General features: G+C 61.5%; 20 protein-coding genes. 1 reads left to right on the top strand and 19 read right to left on the bottom strand.

Translation table 11 applies throughout. The annotated features are described in order from the left end of the window. Nucleotides 1-13: 13 nt before the first annotated feature. The 4 genes from LK459_RS11690 to LK459_RS11675 form a co-directional block, all read right to left on the bottom strand. A complete protein-coding gene (locus tag LK459_RS11690; RefSeq protein ID WP_227918456.1) occupies nucleotides 14-445 on the bottom strand; it encodes a phage gene 29 protein family protein in 432 nt (143 codons plus the stop codon). Further along, nucleotides 445-2,085, bottom strand: coding sequence for a Gp37-like protein (locus LK459_RS11685; RefSeq protein WP_227918454.1), 1,641 nt, complete (start codon nucleotides 2,083-2,085; stop codon nucleotides 445-447). The genes LK459_RS11690 and LK459_RS11685 overlap by 1 nt, the downstream gene beginning before the upstream one ends. Beyond that, the gene (locus tag LK459_RS11680) at nucleotides 2,067-2,831 is read right to left on the bottom strand and encodes a hypothetical protein (protein WP_227918453.1); all 765 of its coding nucleotides are present in this window, start codon (nucleotides 2,829-2,831) and stop codon (nucleotides 2,067-2,069) included. Before LK459_RS11680 ends, LK459_RS11685 begins: the two co-directional genes overlap by 19 nt. Before the next feature lie 68 nt (nucleotides 2,832-2,899). Then, complete coding sequence (locus tag LK459_RS11675) at nucleotides 2,900-7,150, bottom strand: phage tail tape measure protein (protein WP_227923711.1); 4,251 nt, start codon at nucleotides 7,148-7,150, stop codon at nucleotides 2,900-2,902. Between the two features lie 669 nt (nucleotides 7,151-7,819). Between LK459_RS11675 and LK459_RS11670 the strand changes: the two genes are divergently transcribed. Beyond that, on the top strand, nucleotides 7,820-8,446 hold the full coding sequence (locus LK459_RS11670; protein WP_227918451.1) for a DUF4429 domain-containing protein: 627 nt from the start codon (nucleotides 7,820-7,822) through the stop codon (nucleotides 8,444-8,446). A 397-nt stretch (nucleotides 8,447-8,843) separates the two neighbouring features. Here the strand turns inward: LK459_RS11670 and LK459_RS11665 are convergent, their stop codons facing one another. The 15 genes from LK459_RS11665 to LK459_RS11590 all read right to left on the bottom strand — a co-directional run bounded on the left by LK459_RS11665 (nucleotide 8,844) and on the right by LK459_RS11590 (nucleotide 18,819). Next, nucleotides 8,844-9,287, bottom strand: coding sequence for a hypothetical protein (locus LK459_RS11665; RefSeq protein ID WP_227918449.1), 444 nt, complete (start codon nucleotides 9,285-9,287; stop codon nucleotides 8,844-8,846). Continuing rightward, nucleotides 9,268-9,582, bottom strand: coding sequence for a hypothetical protein (locus LK459_RS11660; RefSeq protein WP_227918448.1), 315 nt, complete (start codon nucleotides 9,580-9,582; stop codon nucleotides 9,268-9,270). Before LK459_RS11660 ends, LK459_RS11665 begins: the two co-directional genes overlap by 20 nt. Before the next feature lie 87 nt (nucleotides 9,583-9,669). Further along, entirely contained in the window at nucleotides 9,670-9,888 is a 219-nt protein-coding gene (locus LK459_RS11655) for a hypothetical protein (RefSeq protein WP_227918446.1), read from the bottom strand. Further along, nucleotides 9,885-10,421: a hypothetical protein gene (locus tag LK459_RS11650; RefSeq protein WP_227918445.1), complete on the bottom strand. Its 537-nt coding sequence runs from the start codon at nucleotides 10,419-10,421 to the stop codon at nucleotides 9,885-9,887. The genes LK459_RS11655 and LK459_RS11650 overlap by 4 nt, the downstream gene beginning before the upstream one ends. A gap of 84 nt (nucleotides 10,422-10,505) precedes the next feature. Then, complete coding sequence (locus LK459_RS11645) at nucleotides 10,506-10,859, bottom strand: hypothetical protein (RefSeq protein ID WP_227918443.1); 354 nt, start codon at nucleotides 10,857-10,859, stop codon at nucleotides 10,506-10,508. Nucleotides 10,860-11,145: 286 nt separating this feature from the next. Then, the gene (locus tag LK459_RS11640) at nucleotides 11,146-11,469 is read right to left on the bottom strand and encodes a head-tail adaptor protein (RefSeq protein WP_227918441.1); all 324 of its coding nucleotides are present in this window, start codon (nucleotides 11,467-11,469) and stop codon (nucleotides 11,146-11,148) included. Next, on the bottom strand, nucleotides 11,456-11,854 hold the full coding sequence (locus LK459_RS11635) for a phage Gp19/Gp15/Gp42 family protein (RefSeq protein WP_227918436.1): 399 nt from the start codon (nucleotides 11,852-11,854) through the stop codon (nucleotides 11,456-11,458). Before LK459_RS11635 ends, LK459_RS11640 begins: the two co-directional genes overlap by 14 nt. Beyond that, complete coding sequence (locus tag LK459_RS11630) at nucleotides 11,851-12,183, bottom strand: hypothetical protein (protein WP_227918434.1); 333 nt, start codon at nucleotides 12,181-12,183, stop codon at nucleotides 11,851-11,853. Before LK459_RS11630 ends, LK459_RS11635 begins: the two co-directional genes overlap by 4 nt. Then, nucleotides 12,180-13,115 (bottom strand): phage major capsid protein, encoded by a 936-nt coding sequence (locus LK459_RS11625; protein WP_227918432.1) that lies wholly within the window; start codon nucleotides 13,113-13,115, stop codon nucleotides 12,180-12,182. The genes LK459_RS11630 and LK459_RS11625 overlap by 4 nt, the downstream gene beginning before the upstream one ends. A gap of 27 nt (nucleotides 13,116-13,142) precedes the next feature. Then, nucleotides 13,143-13,595, bottom strand: coding sequence for a hypothetical protein (locus LK459_RS11620; protein ID WP_227918430.1), 453 nt, complete (start codon nucleotides 13,593-13,595; stop codon nucleotides 13,143-13,145). A gap of 2 nt (nucleotides 13,596-13,597) precedes the next feature. Then, entirely contained in the window at nucleotides 13,598-15,067 is a 1,470-nt protein-coding gene (locus LK459_RS11615; RefSeq protein WP_227918429.1) for a phage protease, read from the bottom strand. Beyond that, a complete protein-coding gene (locus LK459_RS11610) occupies nucleotides 15,061-16,392 on the bottom strand; it encodes a phage portal protein family protein (RefSeq protein ID WP_227918427.1) in 1,332 nt (443 codons plus the stop codon). The genes LK459_RS11615 and LK459_RS11610 overlap by 7 nt, the downstream gene beginning before the upstream one ends. A 31-nt stretch (nucleotides 16,393-16,423) precedes the next feature. Further along, a complete protein-coding gene (locus LK459_RS11605; protein ID WP_227923504.1) occupies nucleotides 16,424-17,944 on the bottom strand; it encodes a terminase large subunit in 1,521 nt (506 codons plus the stop codon). Then, nucleotides 17,919-18,209 (bottom strand): hypothetical protein, encoded by a 291-nt coding sequence (locus tag LK459_RS11600; protein WP_227923503.1) that lies wholly within the window; start codon nucleotides 18,207-18,209, stop codon nucleotides 17,919-17,921. The genes LK459_RS11605 and LK459_RS11600 overlap by 26 nt, the downstream gene beginning before the upstream one ends. A gap of 451 nt (nucleotides 18,210-18,660) precedes the next feature. Beyond that, nucleotides 18,661-18,819, bottom strand: coding sequence for a hypothetical protein (locus LK459_RS11590; protein WP_227923499.1), 159 nt, complete (start codon nucleotides 18,817-18,819; stop codon nucleotides 18,661-18,663). Nucleotides 18,820-18,920: the final 101 nt, after the last annotated feature.

Below are 18,920 nucleotides of genomic sequence, written 5' to 3'. Positions count from 1 at the left end.
ACACCGGCGGTTGTCACGACTGATCCTCCTCAAGGTGGATGTCGTCAATGTCGGCCTGTAGCCGCTCTATCAACGCCTGCTTCTCCGACGTCGTGAGGACAGCGGTCGCAACGTCCCGCACCTTGTCGACCGGATCGATGTCAGGGATCGGGGAACGGGCATCCTGCCAGCGGTGTGCGCCGCGCGGTAGGTCGACACGCCGGATCTGTGCCGCCTGATCATCGAGGGCAAAGCCGCACAACTCGACGTGCTCAGCGATACGAGCGGCTGTGTGCGGCAACATGATCGCCCCCGGCGACGGCTGCCAAATCCCCGCAGGATCACGCACCATCGTCATCGGAATGTCGAGGAACAAACCCTCCCAACGATGCGTCTTACGTGCACTCGGGTTATAGGGGATCGAGTAGGTGTCGCCGTGGTCGTCGACGCGTCGAATGTCCTCCATCACACGGTACCTCCGTCGCTGAGAACGCCTTGCTGCTGAATCAGGGTCAAAATGCTCTCCTTGTAGCGCTGCATCTTCGCTGCGGGGGACTCCTCCGCGCGACCATCACCGATCGTCAAACGGTGAGTGACCGGCTCGGAGGCTGACCACTTCACACCCCACTTCGTCACGTGATCGACATACAGTTGGTCGGCAATCTCGAACGCGATCCGATCCATCAGATCGAAGTGCTTACCCAGCTTCCACGGCAAGGCTGCGGGATCAAGTTCGGCCTCAAAGCTGGTGTAGTAGCGGGTGTCCCAGAATCCGGTCCGGATGGCCTGCAGTGTCGAGAGGGTGAATCCGACGCCCGGTCCTTGCACCCACTGCTCCCAGTTCGCATCCGGACCCATCATCGCCTTGCGCACCGGATTTGGGATGCGATGGAACGCGAGGATCGTGTCCTCCACCAGAAAATCGAAAACCCCGAGCGCAAGCCCGGAGTTTCCTATCGTCGCTCCCAACCATCCAAGGGCCGCGTTCGCTGCGAGTTTGGCAAGCGAGTTCACCCACTGAGGCGATTTACCTCCCGTCACCATCGCGTAGGCGATCGCCTTGTGCAGAGTCATCGTTGATGATGACAGCGGCGTGAGGTTGCCCTCCGGGATCACAATCGCCGGAGTCGACTTCACCGTGCCGAAGATGCCCGGAAGCTTGTACTCATCAGGAACCGTCCGCGACATCTCCTGCGAGACTTCGTTGATGAAGTCCTCAGCCATCACCCCAACGAAGTTGAGGAGTCCGTCAGCAAGTGTGCCGGTGAAGCCTTGGTAGCCGGACTTGTCGATCGTCTTGAACACCCTCACCGAGTGCTCACCCGACAGGTTCAGCCCTGGGATCGGCGGGTCACCAGGCATCCAACGCTGCACGCTCAGATGCAGCCCGCCGTCCTGCAGGGTTGGCAGCACGAGGTCGTGAAACATGGGGAACCGCGCCGACATTGCCGTCCATCGCGACGTGTCGACGAGCGGGTTGTTGGGGACCATCGAGGTCCACCAATCCTGCGGCAGGTAGTCGTCGAACATCCCCATGCCAGCAAGAATGTCGTCAGGGAACGAGTCGATGCCCATCTGAACACGCCACATATTCATCAGGCCGTACGTGTTGACGCCCGTCACCGATGGCCCCACCCATGGCATCGCCTTGATTGGCTGAAACTCCGCTGGGCTACCCGGTGTTGCATAACATTCGAGATGTTTCGCCCGGTCGTAGTCGTGCAGGAAATGCAGACGCACAGCGACCATCTCGCCCGCCGCGATGACCCGTTTGATCGAGTCACACTTGCCTGCCCACCGCTTGTACGGGGTTTGGACAATGATGTGCACATCCTCGGGCCACCGCTGCTTCGTGAGCAGCCATTTCACGAGCTTGTGGCGCCCGGGAAGTGTGAGGTCGCCTTCCCCGGTATCGTTGGCGATCTCCTCGAAATCGGCGTCGATCTCACCCTGCACGTACGCGACAAGCTGCCACTGCTTGTCGCAGATCATCACCTCGGGACGCTGCTGCGTGGCGGCAGCTTCCACCCTGTGCCGTGCAAGAACCCGCTCGCGCACACCATCGAGCCGAATATCGACCGGAGTGGTCACCAGGGCCGCTTCCACATCGGCGTCATGTACGCCTTAGCCGCACCCGCGCCGCCAGTCACACTGATCGGCACCTCAACCGGCACTGTTGTGTTCGCGGGAATCGTCTTGCGGAACCGCAACCCCAGCAGAGACATAGCGATCTGCGATTCAGTGTCGGAATCCAACTGCATCGCAAACGGGTCGGTATCGATAAACAGATCACCGACCGACGCGGGGAACTGCTCGAGCGTCACCGTGTCACCGTTGATACCGTCCGGTACCGTCCACTTCTCAACGCCTGTGTTGGTGAGCGAAATCTGCACACTGATGTCAAGATCGCCGGGGTTGACGAACTTCAACGTCCCCGATCCGCTCGCCGTGCCCGTAAGCGGCCACCGTGACGTGATGGTTTGACCGCGCCAGCCTGGGCGATAAGCAATGAGCGGGATCGCCCACGGCCATTCCTCGTCAGGTTCAGAGTCCATGTCGTCCTCGGGCCACGTCTGCACCCGCACATCGAGCTCGCGGTACGCGTCACCCGCACGGTTGAATACACGCAGCGTCGAATCCGCTTCATCCGACCACGCCGCCCACCACTGATTCTCGATCTCCTCCCACTCAACGCCTGTAGCGCCAGAGGAGAACACCTTGAGGTCAATAACCTGCGGATCAGTTTTCGGAATACCGGGGATTCCACCAGGCATGAACGCGGGCTTCTGATCACGCGGTACACGTAGCGGGTGATACAGGCCCTTGACTCCGGACATGATGACCGGCCCCATACCTGGACCGTGCAGAGGCCACATGGACCCGTCCACACCATCAACCTCGACGACGCGCGGATACTCCATCAACGCACCCGCGATCCGTAGCCCGCCGAGCCGCGGAACTCGTTACGGCTGATCTCCTGCACGATGTCACCGACCGTGTTGCCGTAGACAGTGATGTTGGTTGTACGCCCACCACCCGAAGTGGTCGATTGACGTGCAGCCTGGTTCGACACCGAACCCCACTGCTCACCCGCACCCACCAACGCGCCCTCCACATCCTCGCCCGAGTTGATCGCCGACAGCAGACTGAAATTGCGTTGAGTGCCCATAGCGTTCACCACAAACTCGCGACCATGTACGAAGCCCGCGATGCGGTTGGCGGCGATGTTTCCGGTGTAGCCACCCGACTTCCACCCATGTCCCTGTCCCCACATGGTGGTGAGGTCAGTGCCGTACTTCTCCCGGTAGTGCTTGATCGCGGACGCCACATTCGCCACCGGATCAAGACGGTCATCCGGGAACCGCGTGTCACGCGCCGACTTCCACGTCGACAAAGCGAACTGCAACAAACCAGCCGCCTCGTTACCGCCCGAGTTGACGTCCTGAATCTGCTGCACCGCCCGCGGATTACCACTCGATTCGGTGTTGATCTGCTTCACGCCAGCATCAAGGTTCGCCACCGTGTCCGCGATGCCGTTGTGCTGGAAGTTGATCGCCCACTTCAACAGCGGGCGCCACTGCTCGGCACCCTTGGACGGGTCGTAGTTGATCTTCGGCGCACCGTGCGCACCAAGGTCAGGCATCTTCGACAAAGGTGCCGACCCCTGCTGAACCGTCGACCCATCCCCATACTGTGGATCGGTGTACGAACCCTGCGGCGTCGACTGCGACACGGACGGAGACGTCGGCGTTTCCGGAGTGTTCGTGAGCGCCGAATTGCCAGCCGTCGCACCCTGGTTCGTGGTGCGGACGTTCTCGCCCTTGTCGATCGAGATGGCGCTGCCAGGATCGGTGATCCACGACGGCAGACCGAAGAAATCGCCGATGCCCTCCGCGAGAATGCCGCCAGCATCCTGCCCGAGTTCCTTGAGGCTCTTCATCTTCCCCGGTTGAGACGCCTCACCTGCACCGCTTGTGTTGGGCTGGCCGGCACCGTTACTCGGATCGGGCGTTTTCTCGGCAGCGGTCTTGATCTTGTCCGCAGCAGCCTGAACCTCGTCAGCCGTTGCCGAATCCTTCAACACCACCGCATCAGCAGGGATCGTGTCACTCTGCGGCTTCGCGGCACCCACCTGAGCAATCGCCTCAGACATGGACGCACCCTTGTCCATCAACGACTTCACCTGATTGAGCTGCGACCAGTTCAGAACCGCTTCCGGCTTGCCCGTCTCATTCGTGACAATCGACTGCCCCGTAGGCACGAAACCGCCCTGATCACGGAACAAGCCCGCGATCGCCTTACCAGGAGCCTTGATGATGTTCGTGACGGTCGAGGTGATCTTCTTCGCCGCTTCGTACGCCTTCTCGAGCTTGTCGCCGAGCTTGCCAGCCAGATTAAACGCCGTATCGATCGCCTTCGTCTTCGTCTCGTCCAACGCCTTCGGCGGGATACCCAACCATTCAGGCGGTGGCGAACCAATGACCCGCGATATGCCTTCCTTGACCGGGTTGAGCGCCTTGTCGACGATCTCGGTGATCTTCTTCTTGATGATGTTGAGCATGTCCGCGGTTGATGGACCACCGAATCCGCTCGTCACCAAACCCTCGGGCACTACGTTCGGGTCAACGGACTGCGGCGCATAGAACAGGTGGTCATGATCCATATGGTTCTGCGTCGGCGAACCACGATCGGGCATTCCCTCGGACCGGCCATCCGGATACCACATCTTCTGCTGCCAGATGGCCCAGTTCAGCGGGAACTTCTTGCTGTTGGCGATCGCGAAGTCCTTGACGCTGGTGCCCGTCTTGGCGTCGTTGATCATGACGTCGAGAGCACGGCCCGAGGAGTGTTCGTTGTAGCCGTCCGGAGGCCGATAGCCGCCGATGCTCGACACGCCCTTGGACCACAGTCGTGAAATGATGCGGCCCATCAGTTTTGCTATGTCCTGCAAACCGCCCTCACCGGGCATCGGCGCCAGTTTGTCGCCCGCAGACACCGCACCGCCGTCAGCGAACCGCGGAATGTTCCCGCCATCCGACGTCGCCGCCGCCAAGCCGGAGGGAGTCCACGTGAACGGCTTGCCCTGGTCGACCATCTGCCGCATCCGATACTGGGCGCCCTGCCCACCAGACTTGCGGACATCGTTGACATCCCACACGTGCTCCTCGGGCATCAACAGGGCGTGCACCGAGTCTTTGCCACGCTTCGCGCCAGCCGACAGCGGCACCGAGCCGCCTTCTGCGAACTTCACAGGAGCCAGCGGAGACATCTGCTTGAGGCCAGGAAGGAAACCAGCGATCGTGTTCCACGCCTTTAGCAGCCCGTTGTTCCACACGGTATTGATGACGAAGTTAATCGGCGTCGCGACAAAGCCTTTCAACTTGTCCCACGCCGTCCCGATACCCGACACGACAGTGCCGAAAAAATCCCACACCGACTGCAGCGCGCCCTTGATCGCATCAAACGCCGGCTTCACAACATTGTCGACGACCCAGCGGATCGCGGTGCCGAGAGCGTTCCAGCCCGTCTGAATCCACGAGAAGATTTGCTGGATGCCGCCCCACATGAACTCGGCACCAGCCTTGACCGCATTCCACGCAGGTTCGATCACTGCGCTCACCACTGTGTTGACGATGCTGCCGAGCAGATTCACCCCGGCCTTGAACCACTCAAAGATCGTCGAGATACCGCTCCACATGAACTGCGCCGCAGCATTGATCCCGTTGAAGGCCGGAGACACAACGTTGTTCCACAGCCACATCACGACCCCGGCGAGCACACGAATGACACTCATCCACATGTTGAAGTAGCCCTGGATGATGCCCCACACGAAACCAATCGCAGCTTGGATGCCGTTCCACGCGGGGAGGATGGCGTTCTGGTAGAGCCACATAGCTGCGGCACCAATCGCGGAGAACGCCGCCTTGAGCCCCGGCCACACCGTCCCCGAGAACCACCCCCACACCGCACCCACCGCAGCCTTGATGCCATTCCATGCGGCCTGCACAATGTTGCGGAAAGTCTCGGAGTTTCGGTAGGCAATCACAATCGCGGCGACGAACGCGGCTATAGCCATGACGATGATGCCGAGCGGATTCGCCGACATCACTGCGTTCAAGATGACCTGCTGCGCGGCCCACGCCTTCGTCATCGACACCATCTTCGTGATAAATCCGACGACCCCACCCGCAGCCATGATCTTCTGCTGGAGGATGAGGAATCCCAGAGCCGTAGCGGCAATACCAGCGGCGATGCCGAGGTCCTTGAGTAGTCCCGTGTTTCTGCTGATCCAATCAACGGTCGACCCGAGGGCGGTCACAAGCCCCGTCGACAGAGTGCGTTGGAACTTCTCAAGCGCGAACTGCGGCCCCGAATTGATCGCCTGCCCCGCCTTATCGGCTGCGCCCTGAAAATCGCCAAGCGCCGACTGCCCGCCCGCAAGTCCCTGGAGGAACGTCGGAATGTTGTCCACACCGAGATCCTCGAGCGGCGTGCCGAACAGGGCGATAGCTTGCTGAGCTCGCTGCGCCGGGTTCTGAATCTTCAACAAGCCCTGCGCGATCTGCTGCATCGCCGATTGTGCGCCCGTACCGCCCTGAGCGATCTTGTTCGCCATGTCGTTGGCGTTCAGGCCGATTGTCTGCATGGCTGTCGCTGTCGACGTGGACCCATCCGACGCCCGCAACGACAGTTCCTTGATCGCATCACCCGTCTTGTCGAGCGCGATCTTTCCCTGCGGGGCCATCTTCACGATCAGGCCCATCGCGGACTCGCCGGACAGCCCAAAGTTCTTGAAGTGCTTCGAGTATTCATCGAGAAGATCCGGCAACTCGCCCCGCATTGCGGCAGGCATCTTCTGCATCGCCACAGTGAGCATGTCCATCGCTTGCGTCGAGTTCTTCGCCAAACCGTTGGTCACCATGACACTCGCGGTCTGTGCGGCTTCGGTGACGTCGATGTCGAACACCTTCGCCAACGTCATCGCGCGTTTCGACGCATCCTCGAGGTTCGCCTCGCCCGCCTGACCGAGGTTCTTGAACGACGACGACACGGCCGTCACCGAAGTCGTGACGTCTTCGAGGTTCTCGCCCAGGCCAGCCGCATACAGTCGGCCAGCGGTCGCGCCGTACTTCCCGGCCTCGTCCGCCGTGAGCCCTAGTTGGGCTTGCATCTTCGACGTCGCGTTCTGCAAGTCCATCGCCTGCGACGCAATCGCCATCGCTCCACCGATGCCCGCAGCCGCCACCGCAAGGTTCTTGAGCGAGCCGATGCCGACCTTCGCGTGATCGCCCAGCCCGTCCATCGCCTGACTGAACCTGCTTGTCGACTGCTCTCCACGATTCTCGGCCTCGCGTAGCTCGTCCTGTGCTCGGGACAGTTGCGACGTCGAGCGTGCCCGCTGATCCTGCGCCGTCTGCGCGCGTCGCTGCGCCGTCGCCAAACGTTCCTCGGCAGCCGCTATCCGGCCAGCATCAGAGATCCCCCGGTCACGAAGCGACTGCAACTGAGCCTCAGCGACACGGACCTTGCCCGCAGCGTCCGCCTCCTTCTCCCGAGCCTTAGCAACAGCCGCAGTAGCTTTCTCCACGGCAGCACGCGACTGCTCAACACCCGACGCGACACCCTGACCCATCTGCTGTCCTGCGGACCGTCCCGCAGCAGCCATCGGACCCGACAACTGCTGCGTCATCCGCGACGACACCCCGGAGATGCTCGGTATCACCTGGAGTGTGGCGTAACCGATAGTTGCCATGCAGCAGCCACCTCCTGTTTTAGATGACTAGTTGTCGGAATTGCGACATACTGGCGTTCCGCACACACGGAAGGCCCAACTACGAAAATGAAGAACATTCAGGTCGACAGCGCAGGCGAGCTTCACTGCTGGAACTGTGGAGCGAAGGCTTTCACACAGAAGCGCACCTTCCGCGCGAAAGCCATCGGCGTAACCGCCGGTGTCGCCACGCTCGGAGTAGCCGGGGCCGTCGCCCCACTCGCAACGAAGAAGAAGCTGAAATGCCAAGTGTGTGGGAAGTACAATGACGTCGGCTCTGCCGATCCATACACACCTGACGTGGGCGCTCCGCAACCACTCCTATCGGGCGATCCGGTTACGTACGGCGAACCCCCGACTGACGCCCGACATCACCCGGTCACAATCTCCCAGCCAATCGAGGCGAAGGGATACAACGGCACGATCATCTTCGACGGAGCCACTGTCATCTTCGAGCGGACCGGATTTGCTGCGAAAGCAACCGGCCTAAAACCGTCGAGTTTCCCGATCTCAGATGTCGTTGAGACAGAGTGGAAAGAGCCCACGATGCTCACCAATGGGCACCTGAGGTTTCGCCTAGCTGGTGAGACATGGACCAAGCCTGTTCCGCAGGACCAGCACGCGATCCTTGTTACCAAACAGCAGCGGGGACGGTTCGACGCCATCATGGATGCGCTACGGGCGACAGCACCTTAACCGTAGTGCCGCTGATACTGGCGGCGGTGCCTCCGCAACGCCTGCTCATGCTTCCGCTGCTGCTCCGGCGTACGTTGCTTCGCTCGCGCGGCAGGACGCGCCGGATGACGCTTCGGCGTAGCGCCACGCTTGTTGTTCTTGTTCGCCTGCAACTCCCACAAGTCCGCGAGCAAGTATTCACTCACGGTCCAGGGGCGTTTCCCGCCGTTGGCGTCAACCGCGAGCGAGGAGTCAGCCGGTAGTGCTTTGACCCGCACGTACAGCATCCGCCAGGTCAACAGAGGGCGACCCTGCTCATCCCGCCGCCACAGGTCCCGAAGGTCACGCCCATAGAAGCGATCCAGATCAGCCTCTACAAGAGCAGCCTTCGGGCCATGGATGAGTTTGAGCAGGCCCCTCAGTTTCCCGACGAGCCGAACCCGCCAGCCTTCGCGATCTTCTCGAACAGTTCGTTGATGTGCTTCATCCGATACCGCTTCGACGTGAGCAGGTCATACCCACTCTTGCCGCTGTCGGGGTCAGGTTCGAGAATGTACTCGAGCGCCGTCAACGCCTTGCCGTCCTCGAACGCCCGGGTCGCGCGCGCATCCCACTCGGCAGGATCGGACGGCACCCAATACGTTTCGCCGTCGTAGTCGACCGCGACGACCGTGATGCCGTTCGCCTCACGCTCCACCGGATAGTCATCCGACACCCGATGTGTGCGTGCAGCTTCACGCCGCTGAGCGCGATTACCCGCACGCTTGGGACCCGGGTCGGGGATCTCGGTGCGTGGCTCGTTGTACTCGTCGGCAAAGTCGTCGGCGTCGTAGTCGTCGATGTCAATCTCGCGTGCGGTCATGTGCGGTTTTCTCCTTCATCTCCCGCCACACCATCGGCGCAACAGCACCAAGAACTCGGTCGGCGGATTCGGTGGGGACGCCTTCGGATTCGAGGGCGTCGTGGACTCGCTTGATCTGGCGAGCGAATCTCGTTGTGTCGGTGTCGAATGTCTGCTCACGGCGCGTCTCGCGGGCCGCCAACTGCAATGCCTTCGCGACCTGTGCGCGTTTACTCTGCGGGACGTCACCGTTTTCGTCGAGGACTCCGAGTTGTTCCGCTGCGGAACGGATTTCGGCGTCTGATGGGACTGCCATCTTGAACTCCCTGTGCGGCTGTTGTGCGGTTGAAGCCGTCGCGGTCGGGCACCGCACAAGAACCCGACCGCGACGACACTCGGTTGCTCAGTCGCCGTCCTCGGCGCTGGCAAGTGTGAACCCATCCGGAGGCGTGAACTCGGACGTCGGCAGCGCATCACCGAAAAACTCGGCAGCGGACGGCACGTCGTCGACGAACTCGGCGACACCCTCACCGACAATGCGGACGGCCGACGCATCGTCGTACCGCACCACATCACCCTCGCGACGAGAACCGCGATCAGCAGTGAAGCGGACCGCGATCACGCCGCCTCCTGCTTGATGAACAGCTCCTTGGCGTCGTTCGGGAAGATCTTCGCCTCGAACTCGACCTCCGGCAGATCCGACTCGTTCTCGGTCGCACCCGAGTACTTCACCGACGCTGGCATGGTCGTGATGCGGCGCTTGATCTTGCCGTTGCCGTCACGGGTCTCGAACCCGAGGTAGGCGTCAGCGGGACGCGACACCTTGACCGCGGTCGCCGTGTCATTCTTCGACCGCAGATACGCGACAGTCGGGTTCTCTTCGAGGGTCGTGAACTTCCGTGTCATCTTGAAGTCCTTGTAGCCGACCTTGATGACGCCGTAACCCCATGCGGAGTGCTCGGTCTCATCCCACTCGGCGGACTCCTCGAAACCCGCGTCGCCGTTGAGAAGACCGGCAGGCTTCCACGCGGTGGGCCACGCGGCATCCGCGTCGGTGGGCAGCGCCGTCGACAGCGCGCCGGTCAGATCGGAAGGCTTGAGGACATACACGTCGGCCTCAGCCCAAATGTTCACATTCTCGGGATTTCCAGCCATGAGAAAGAACCCCTCTCGGGTTGTTGGATACGGAATTTGTGCGGCTGCCACCCACACAGGGAGAGGGGTGGTGGAATCAGGGCCCTAAAGGGCGACGGTGCGGACGCGGGTACGCACCGTGAACGACGCCAGATCGGCGCCAGCGGAATCGCGGGACTCAATCACCGCACTCCCAGGAAGAACACTCGCAATCCCCGGAATCGGAGTGCACAACATCAAACCCAGCACGTGATTCGCGATCGACACGTCACGGCCTGTCGTCCACGTCGTGATCCGGATAGTGGGTGCGGTGTTGACTGGCCACTGATTCAGCGGGCCACCGTCATCGAACACCACTAACTCGGGGTTCGCGCCCAGCGACCACTTCTCGTCATGCTCGAGCCGCACCCGCAACGTGGGAAACACGCCCGCGAGTTGCGTTTTCAGCCATGCCTTCACCAGCGGTGCGGCATCCTGTGGCCGAACCGCTACCGTGGGGCGCGTCATTTCGTACGAACCTCAAGACCCACAGCGGACGCCGCTCGAGTTAGCACGCCGTCACGCGCCTGCAACAGCGCAGGAACGGTCACCGACGCTGCGCCACGGTCTGTGGTGTACGACTGAACCTCAACATCGTCTCCACACTGATCACCAATCGCGTGGGCGAGACGATTGATTTCTGCCTTGAGCTCGGTCTGCAGGATCTCGCGAATGCCTGCTCGGTCGGGGCGAAATGGTGGCGCCATCATCCCTCCCGTCGAGTCGCTTCGATGTCATAACCCGACAGTTCGGGGTCGTCGGGGTCGATGTACGGCTGCGGGTTGCCGTCGATCTGGTAGGTGCTGCCACGCACCACGAGAAGCGAATCTCGGGTGATGCCATCCGTGATGGGTAGGAGGACTCGCACCGCATCATCGGTGGCGGAACGTCCACGCTCCACCAACTCTTGCGAGGTGAGAGGCTGCACCTGGCATCCGGCGACCGGACCAATACCGGCACTTTGGGTTACCTTGCCGTCCTCGTCACGCACGAAATCACCAGCAACGACGACGGTTTCAGTACCGAGCATCGTGGACAATCCCATCGAAAAGGTATGACGGGCGTGGACGTGTCGGGATACCCAACTGCTCCTTATGCCAGTCGGTGAACACCAAAGACCCACCAGGGGCAGCTAGTGTTCCCGACTTGCCGCGCGGTCCCTCGGTACGCCCATACGACAGATGACCCGCATACTTGCCGGTCTCCATCGCGTTACGCACCACATCGATCGACACCGAGATAGCGCCGGCATGGTCGTCGGCGATCTGCGAGCCGTGAAACTTCTCGTACTGTTCCCGAATCCACAGAGCCGCCGACGCCAGCAGTCGGTCCGCGGTCAACTCTTCCGCCGACGAGAGGGGACGCCACTCAGCCGCGAAATCATCAACCGAAATGAACGCCCCCTCCCCACTCACGACAGAATCTCGATCAGTTCAGCCTTGGTCAGTTCCTCCGCCTCATCGGCGTTGAACTTCCCCGACTCGACCGCATACTTCCGCCACTCGGCGACAGGGGCGGTATGGCGAGGGCGCCCCGGCTTGCCGTCCGACACCGGCTCAGACACGGAAACATTGGTGTCGGCGGACACGATGGCGCCCGCCTTCACCAGCCGATCCGCCTCATCACCGGACACGTCGATCGGATCACCCGCACGCAACTTGACCTGCTCGAGCACCTGCCCCGGCTTCCCCCACTTCGTCACGTGGTAGTAGACCGGAACATTCGCGGCGATACGGAACGTCACGGCGTCACCAGACCCGTCAGCCACAGTGCGGCCTTCGGCTGGTCGAGTCCGATGGCACGCTTGTGCGACGCATCCGAACGCCACGTCTCACGCGGGCCACCGTTGGGGCCACCACCCTCGGGGTAGAGGGCAGTGAACTGCAACGGGCGAGTGTCGGAGTAGAACCCGACAGTGCCACGCTCGAGAATCAGAGCCTTGTCGATCGGGAAGGTACGCGACTGAATCACGCTGAGTCCCATGATCTGCGCGGGGATCGCTCCCGTGTACGCGATCGACTCATTCGCAACGTTGCCGTTGTACACCTTGAGGATCTGCTCGTTGTCCATGAGCGTGGCGAGGAGGCCCGGATGCACGACGATGGTGTCAGCCTGGAATCCGTACCACTCGTCCTCGGTGGCCTCAGCAGGTGCAGCCATCGCAATCTGCTCGATACCTCGAGCGAGATCGGTGCGCGGCTTGCCGTTGGGGGTGTCCCATGCCGCCGACACCGGCAGAGTCGGAACCGCAGTCGACAGGAACAGCGCCTTCGCGCCACGATCGTTCGCGCGGACGAAAGTGTTCCGCAGCCCGGCCATCTGCTTATTGACGGCATCGACGTTGTTCTCGTCGATCATCTCCTTCGAGACGCGAACACCGAGAGCCTTCTTCGTCGCGTACGCGGCGCGCGGAAGGCCGAGCTTGCCCGCGCTGACCGGGATCTCACCGAACTCGGCAACATCCTGCACATCGTCATCGAGGAACGTCGGGTCACCCTCACGGAAGGTGACAACACCCGAATCGTTCTTGCCCGCATTACGCAGCAACGCTTCGGAGATGAACTGGTTCTCGATGAGCTCCTTGAGCTTCGTCGGAACCATCAGGGGATTCTTGATGAGGTCGGAGACGGTGAAACGCGATCCGTCGCTGACACTCACAATGTTGGTGGGAGCCATCAGTGTGGTCCTTTCAGTGGTTGTGTCTCAGACGAGACGGATCAGGCCGACAGCGTTCGCGGAAACGGTCACTCCGGCAGGTTCGGTGCAAACACCGACGATGGTGCGGGCATCGGGGGTGGCTGCAGCCGGACCCACCGTGCCGTTGGCGGTGGCGACGAGCTTGTCACCGAACGCCGCGTTCGCCGAGTACGTCACCTTCACCTCCGTGGCGCCGTACGCGACAGCAACCTTGGTCGGGACAGGCACCGCAGCCACAACCGGGCGACCCAGCGAATCAGTCGAACCCGCACCCGGGAAATCCTCGGGGGCAAGCGCATCGGTGAGCGCAACACCGAGAACCTTGGCGCTACCAGCGGCAGCAACCTTGATACGTCCCCCGGTGGTTGCCTCCACCAGTTGCCCACCCTTGATCACCTGATCGTCGGCGGGGGTGAACGTCTTCGGGCCACCCTGGGTGACCTGTGCAATTCCACTCATAATCAGAGGCTCCAGTTCTTGTAGGCCGCGGAGTCGCGGACATCGGACAGGTCGGCGGGTTCGGTGGCGTGCCCGAGTTCCGAAACCGGGACAGCCGAGTTCGGGGCCAGAGTGGCGAGCAGATCACGCGCCTGATCAGCATTCGCCTCGAACGACTTACGCCACGACTCCTTGTGCGCCGGAGTGATACGGCCCTCCGAGATCGCCGCATTCAGCGTCTTCTCGATACCCGCCCGACGCTCGTTCTCCAGATGCTCCGCGAACCGGGCACTGTTGGCCTCGAGTGTCGCCAGACGACCCGCATCGACCGCCACAACACCCTGCGGAAGCTTCGTCGACGCCGCGGCAGGCTGACCGTCAGTCGGCGCACCGTCATCGGCAGGCTTATCCTTCACGGCCTCCTGCACAGCCTTCACGATGTCATCGATCGTGGCGTCCTCGGCCAGGCCCAACGCCTCACGCAAGGTCGGCAGTTGATCACCAATCGCCTTCGCAGCATCGGTGATCGCACTCAGATCGGCGTCGTCCGCAAGCCCGAGAGCAGTGCGGAGTGCCGCCAGTTGCTCGTTCGTGATTTCCACGCCCGAACCTCCTTCGGTGGTTACCCCATCCGCTCCCGCGGTGGGCTTCGACGTACCGACCGGATGGCCGGGACGTGATTCGGCGCGCGAAGCGAACCGAACAATTGGTGCGGCTGCCGCCACCTGCTCGCCATCCACATCAGGCTCAGCAGGGGCGGGAGAATCGTCGATGTACTCGACCTTGACCTTGGTAGGCTCCCCGAACGTCACTTCCGAATCGGTGACGGTGTACGGCACCTTCAACAGTGAGTCGTCTGCGTCGTCCTGCACGATGAGTTGTGGCGGGTCGATCAGCATCTCCCGAATCCACAGGTTGTAGTTGTTTGCGGCGGGACCGTTGTAGTACGCGGAGCGCACCTGATCAACAGTCACCGATGCCAGAGCCGTTGCGGCCATTGGCTTCTCCTTCTCTGGTGCTTTCGCATACAAGTCGTAGAGGCTTTGCAGTGTTCCGATGCCGGGACGGACGACACCGAGTAGTGCCATCGAATGCAGCACGAACGGGTGCGTGTGACCGAGTTGGCACACATAGTTGTGTTCCCACTCCCCCGACCTATCGGGGTAGGCGGACGCAATCACCGAGTGGCCGTCACCGTCAGCGGACGCCAACCATGCGGGCACACCCACGAAGTCACCGACCAGGGTTTGCCCGTCCGCCGACATGGCGAGGTTGTCGATCAACCCGATCGACGGATCACCGGGGCCGTCCGAGTGGCCCAGTTTCAACACCGGGCGCCGCACTGCGGGGCAGTCGAGCGCTGAAACAGCGGAGGCGAAATCGTCTGCTGTGGGATGCCATCCGGCGATGTTGCTGATATCCCAGGTGCCAACCGAACCGAGCTCGACACGCGGGATCGTCGCCAGGATCGGCGCCGATAGGACGTCTACCACAACGTCTCCTGAGTCGGCTGAACATGCTTCCGGGCACTCGCAGCAACCGGAGTAGGCGTCACCGGCTTGGGCTGTGCAAGAGCCTCATCGGCAGGCTTCGCCGGGAACCCCAACTGCTGCCGCACCGTCTGCTCCACCAGAATGTCCGGCGACAACAACCCCGCCTCGACAAGCATCTTCAACGCCGCAGCCGTCGCATCCTGACGAGAGCCAATCTCATCGAACACAATCCGCGGAGACGGCTCATCCACACCAAAGTTGATGTCCACCAGATCCTCAACGATGTGTGCGGTCGCAGTGTCACGAATCGACTCGGCGAACGTCTGCACCGACTGCACAAACGTGTCCGCCTGCACCGACGCCAACGCATACGACCCGCCACCCGACAGGTTGAGGAAGTGCGCCAACCCCGCAATCGCAATCATGTTGTCGTGATAGGCAATAGCCGCTTGAATGTCGGGGAGGTTGCCCTGCACACCCAACAGACTCATCTTCGCGCCCGGAGGCAGAGCACCACCAGAAGTACTTCCACCCGTATACGACTGCATCATGCGGGCCAGGTAGTCCACATCATCCTGTGTTGCACCCTCGGGAGACTCCGCGATCGGCACACCCATGCCGTTACGGCGAATCGCCACCGCCTGGTAGCGGATCAACTCGTCCTTGAGTAGCCAATGCTTGAACGACGGACGCAGCAACGAATTACCGATCCACTGCCCCGGCTCCATGTCGCGCGTATACACCACGAGACGACCGATCGGGATACGCAGCGGAGACACCCCGTACAGCACCTTGCCGGTCGACGCGGGAGCCATCTGCTCAATCGACATCAACCCACCATCGAGCGCCACATTCCACGCCGAGATCGTGCGCTGCGGACGCGGCGCCAGTTTGTTCAAATGCACCCAGCCGTCACCGTCAGCGCGGTACACCTGCTCGAACACGCTGTGTCCTTGCACCAGATTGGTCAGCGCCCACCCGAGATGCTGCGTCCACGAAAACTTTCCCTTCGTGCGCGCAGGCTGCGGCAAATCATCGCCACCCTGAATCGGCAACCCGAGATCACGGGCGCAAAACTCCACCACCTCATCACGAGCACCAGCAGCCTCAAGACGCCACGGAGTACGCCGAATCGGCAAAGTGATCGCCGCATACAACGACGACACACGCGAATCCTCACGCATCATCCGCGAGTACGTCTGCACCGACGCCGGCCACTGCAAATCCGGAACCCGCTCAAACATCTCCCACTGAGAGAACGTGCCATCCGGCACCATGCTCGACACGTAGCCCTTCTCAGAGAACGCAGGCTTCGGCGCCTTCACCGCAACTTGCTTCGCCACAGCCCACCTCCTCTCAGAACGCAGCCGTCAACACATCAACATCAGCCGAAACACTCTCCGGCACAGGCATCGGCGGACGAACCATCGGACCCGCCACATCAAGACCAAACGTGAGCAAACCCCACCGGGCCAACGTCACCGCCACCAGCGGAGCCACAGACCCCTCAGTGCGGTCCCACGCAAAATCGCCCTGCGGCATGATCCGCTTCGTCGCATCAGCAACCGCATCCGACAACACCCGCTGCCCCGAATGCGACAACTGACCATCACCCGCATCATCAAGGAACCCCTGACACGCGACAGCCATCTGCGGAGCACCCGTCAACTCCGGCTCGATGCCATCCTCAGCAAGCAACGGAACCACCGCCGCAGCAGCAGACTTCCGATCAATCACCAACACGCACGGGTCCCACGCCGCAACAACCTTCGACACATACGCGGCAGCACCACGCAACGTCGCCGACTGGCAGTAACCGATCTCCACATGCACACGAGAATCAGCAGTGTGCTGAGCCGCAGCCAGCACCCACACCGACCCATCAGGACTACGATCGAGAGCCAGGCCGATCGAACCCACCAGCGCCGGAAACTGATTCGTCATCGCATTCCACGCCTCCGAGTCGATGACCGCCTCATGTGACTCCACATCGGCAGGCCACACACCCCGACCCAGTGCCTCAACCTCATACGAGCGACGAGCAGCCGGAGTACGAGCAGCGCGAATCTCCTTCAAGATCTTCGCGTCAGTCTGGATCACCCCATACGACGGATTCGCACGGCGCGCAGTCTCCAAATCGTTCCACTCGCCATCAGGTGCCATGTACTCAGCGAAGTACAAGCCCTCACCATGCTCGAGACCACGCTTACGCTGCCCCGTTAACACCGCACAGTTGATGTGCTGGTCCGCATTCGCCGCCGAAGACGCATAAATCGTCTGCGGATTACGCGACGCCATCTGAGTCCACGACAACCCCGACGTCTCAGACTCCGTAAGGTTGTACGCCTCGTCATAAATCACGAGGTCAACCTCATCCAAACCACGCCCCGAGTCATTCGACCGCGTAATGAACGTGATCTGAGCGCCCGAAGCAAGCTCAATGTAGGCGCTACCAGGCTGCTTCGAGTTCGTCACCACCCGCTTATTCAGCGACGGACGCGAACGAATGACCGCCGACAGCCTCTTGTACGTGTTCAAACTCGTCTGCCACCGCTGTGACGAGAAAACGATCTTCTCATTCAAGATGAACAGCCCAAACAAGCACCGCAACACCAAAATGAGCGTCTTGCCGTTCTGCCGCGGCACCAACAACAACACATCAGGATGCGTCCACGGTCGATCAGCATCAGCAAGGTCACGCCGAAGCATCCCCGCCAACACATTCTCCTGCCACGGCAACGGAATCGTCCGCGCATTTCGCGCAAACCGCACCGCACGAAGACCATCAGTGTCATCACCCGGAAACTCCGACAGATTCTCCGGCTCCTGACGACCCGAAAGCTTCGGAAACTCAGACGTCGCAGTCGTCATCGTCATCGGCCTCCACCGGAGGACGGATCTTCAACACCTCAGACACCAACGACCGCAGCACAGTCGCCTGCTGACGTGCCTCCCGAGCCGCATCATCAATCCGCAACTCGTAATCCTCAGTGCGATTGTCGTGAACCACCGTCATCCACACATCCACATCGCCCCGCAACACCAGATCCAGCTTGTCGAGACGATCAGCGATACGCGCCGCCTCCAAAGCCAACACCCTCACAGCCTCAGACGACGAACCATCCACCAACTCGACGAACAACCGCTCACCAGTCGCAGACAGGGCATCCGAACTCACCAGAAACCCTCCTGAACAGCGAAAAAATAAAACCTTGACTACCTCGGCAGTCAGGTTGTGGCCCCCTGTCGGATTTTTTGAGGGGGGCTAGGGCCAGTGCAGTGCGCGGTGTCCGAGGTGTGTGTCAGGGGCGCTGGTTGGGGGTGTGGCTCCGGTTACCGCGGGCCGCAAGTGGTCCCTAGATCCGTCTTGCCTCTGCCTATTGCAAACTGAATGCAGTAGTCGGTCGGCTCGTGTTCCGCCTTGGGAGCGGGAGAGGGTGTGGTCGGCTTCGAGTGGTGTGGTGTCCCAGTTGCGTTCGGGTTGTTTGAACATTGGGCGTCCGCACCACCAGCAGGGTGTTCCGTCTGTGTGTTGTGTGAGGAGTTGGGCGCGTGTGCGTTGGTGTTGCCAGCCGAGTCCGCGTGCGGTGGTCTTAGTGGCTCTCGCCATGTGCCGAGGTTTCCTCTGCTGCTACTGCATTCGCCCATGCTGCTTCTCGTATGGCTGCTGCTTCGAGGCGCTTGGTGATGCTTGTGATGGTGCGGGCTGTGAGGTAGATGGGTGTGATGAGTGCCCATGCGAGGAGTTGCATCGCTCTACCTCCGAAGTTGTGCGCGGTGTTGTGCAGCGTTGCCTGGCGAGTGTGGCTGCTCGGAGTGCGCGCCCCTCCGAATCCCCTGCGTGCCTTGAGGC

Source organism: Gordonia otitidis, from assembly GCF_020735545.1.
GTDB lineage: Bacteria > Actinomycetota > Actinomycetes > Mycobacteriales > Mycobacteriaceae > Gordonia > Gordonia otitidis.
The sequence above is the reverse complement of the archived record's forward strand: the minus strand, read 5'-3'. Positions and strand labels throughout refer to the sequence as shown.

Bases quoted from the DNA above. Each gene is read 5' to 3' on its own strand.
- LK459_RS11690 (WP_227918456.1), bottom strand. From the start codon at position 445: ATGGAGGACATTCGACGCGTCGACGACCACGGCGACACCTACTCGATC.
- LK459_RS11590 (WP_227923499.1), bottom strand. From the start codon at position 18,819: ATGCAACTCCTCGCATGGGCACTCATCACACCCATCTACCTCACAGCC.
- LK459_RS11640 (WP_227918441.1), bottom strand. From the start codon at position 11,469: ATGCTCGGTACTGAAACCGTCGTCGTTGCTGGTGATTTCGTGCGTGAC.
- LK459_RS11650 (WP_227918445.1), bottom strand. From the start codon at position 10,421: ATGGCTGGAAATCCCGAGAATGTGAACATTTGGGCTGAGGCCGACGTG.
- LK459_RS11675 (WP_227923711.1), bottom strand. From the start codon at position 7,150: ATGCAAGCCCAACTAGGGCTCACGGCGGACGAGGCCGGGAAGTACGGC.
- LK459_RS11680 (WP_227918453.1), bottom strand. From the start codon at position 2,831: ATGGGGCCGGTCATCATGTCCGGAGTCAAGGGCCTGTATCACCCGCTA.
- LK459_RS11670 (WP_227918451.1), top strand. From the start codon at position 7,820: ATGAAGAACATTCAGGTCGACAGCGCAGGCGAGCTTCACTGCTGGAAC.
- LK459_RS11605 (WP_227923504.1), bottom strand. From the start codon at position 17,944: ATGACGATGACGACTGCGACGTCTGAGTTTCCGAAGCTTTCGGGTCGT.
- LK459_RS11660 (WP_227918448.1), bottom strand. From the start codon at position 9,582: ATGGCAGTCCCATCAGACGCCGAAATCCGTTCCGCAGCGGAACAACTC.
- LK459_RS11665 (WP_227918449.1), bottom strand. From the start codon at position 9,287: ATGACCGCACGCGAGATTGACATCGACGACTACGACGCCGACGACTTT.
- LK459_RS11620 (WP_227918430.1), bottom strand. From the start codon at position 13,595: ATGAGTGGAATTGCACAGGTCACCCAGGGTGGCCCGAAGACGTTCACC.
- LK459_RS11625 (WP_227918432.1), bottom strand. From the start codon at position 13,115: ATGGCTCCCACCAACATTGTGAGTGTCAGCGACGGATCGCGTTTCACC.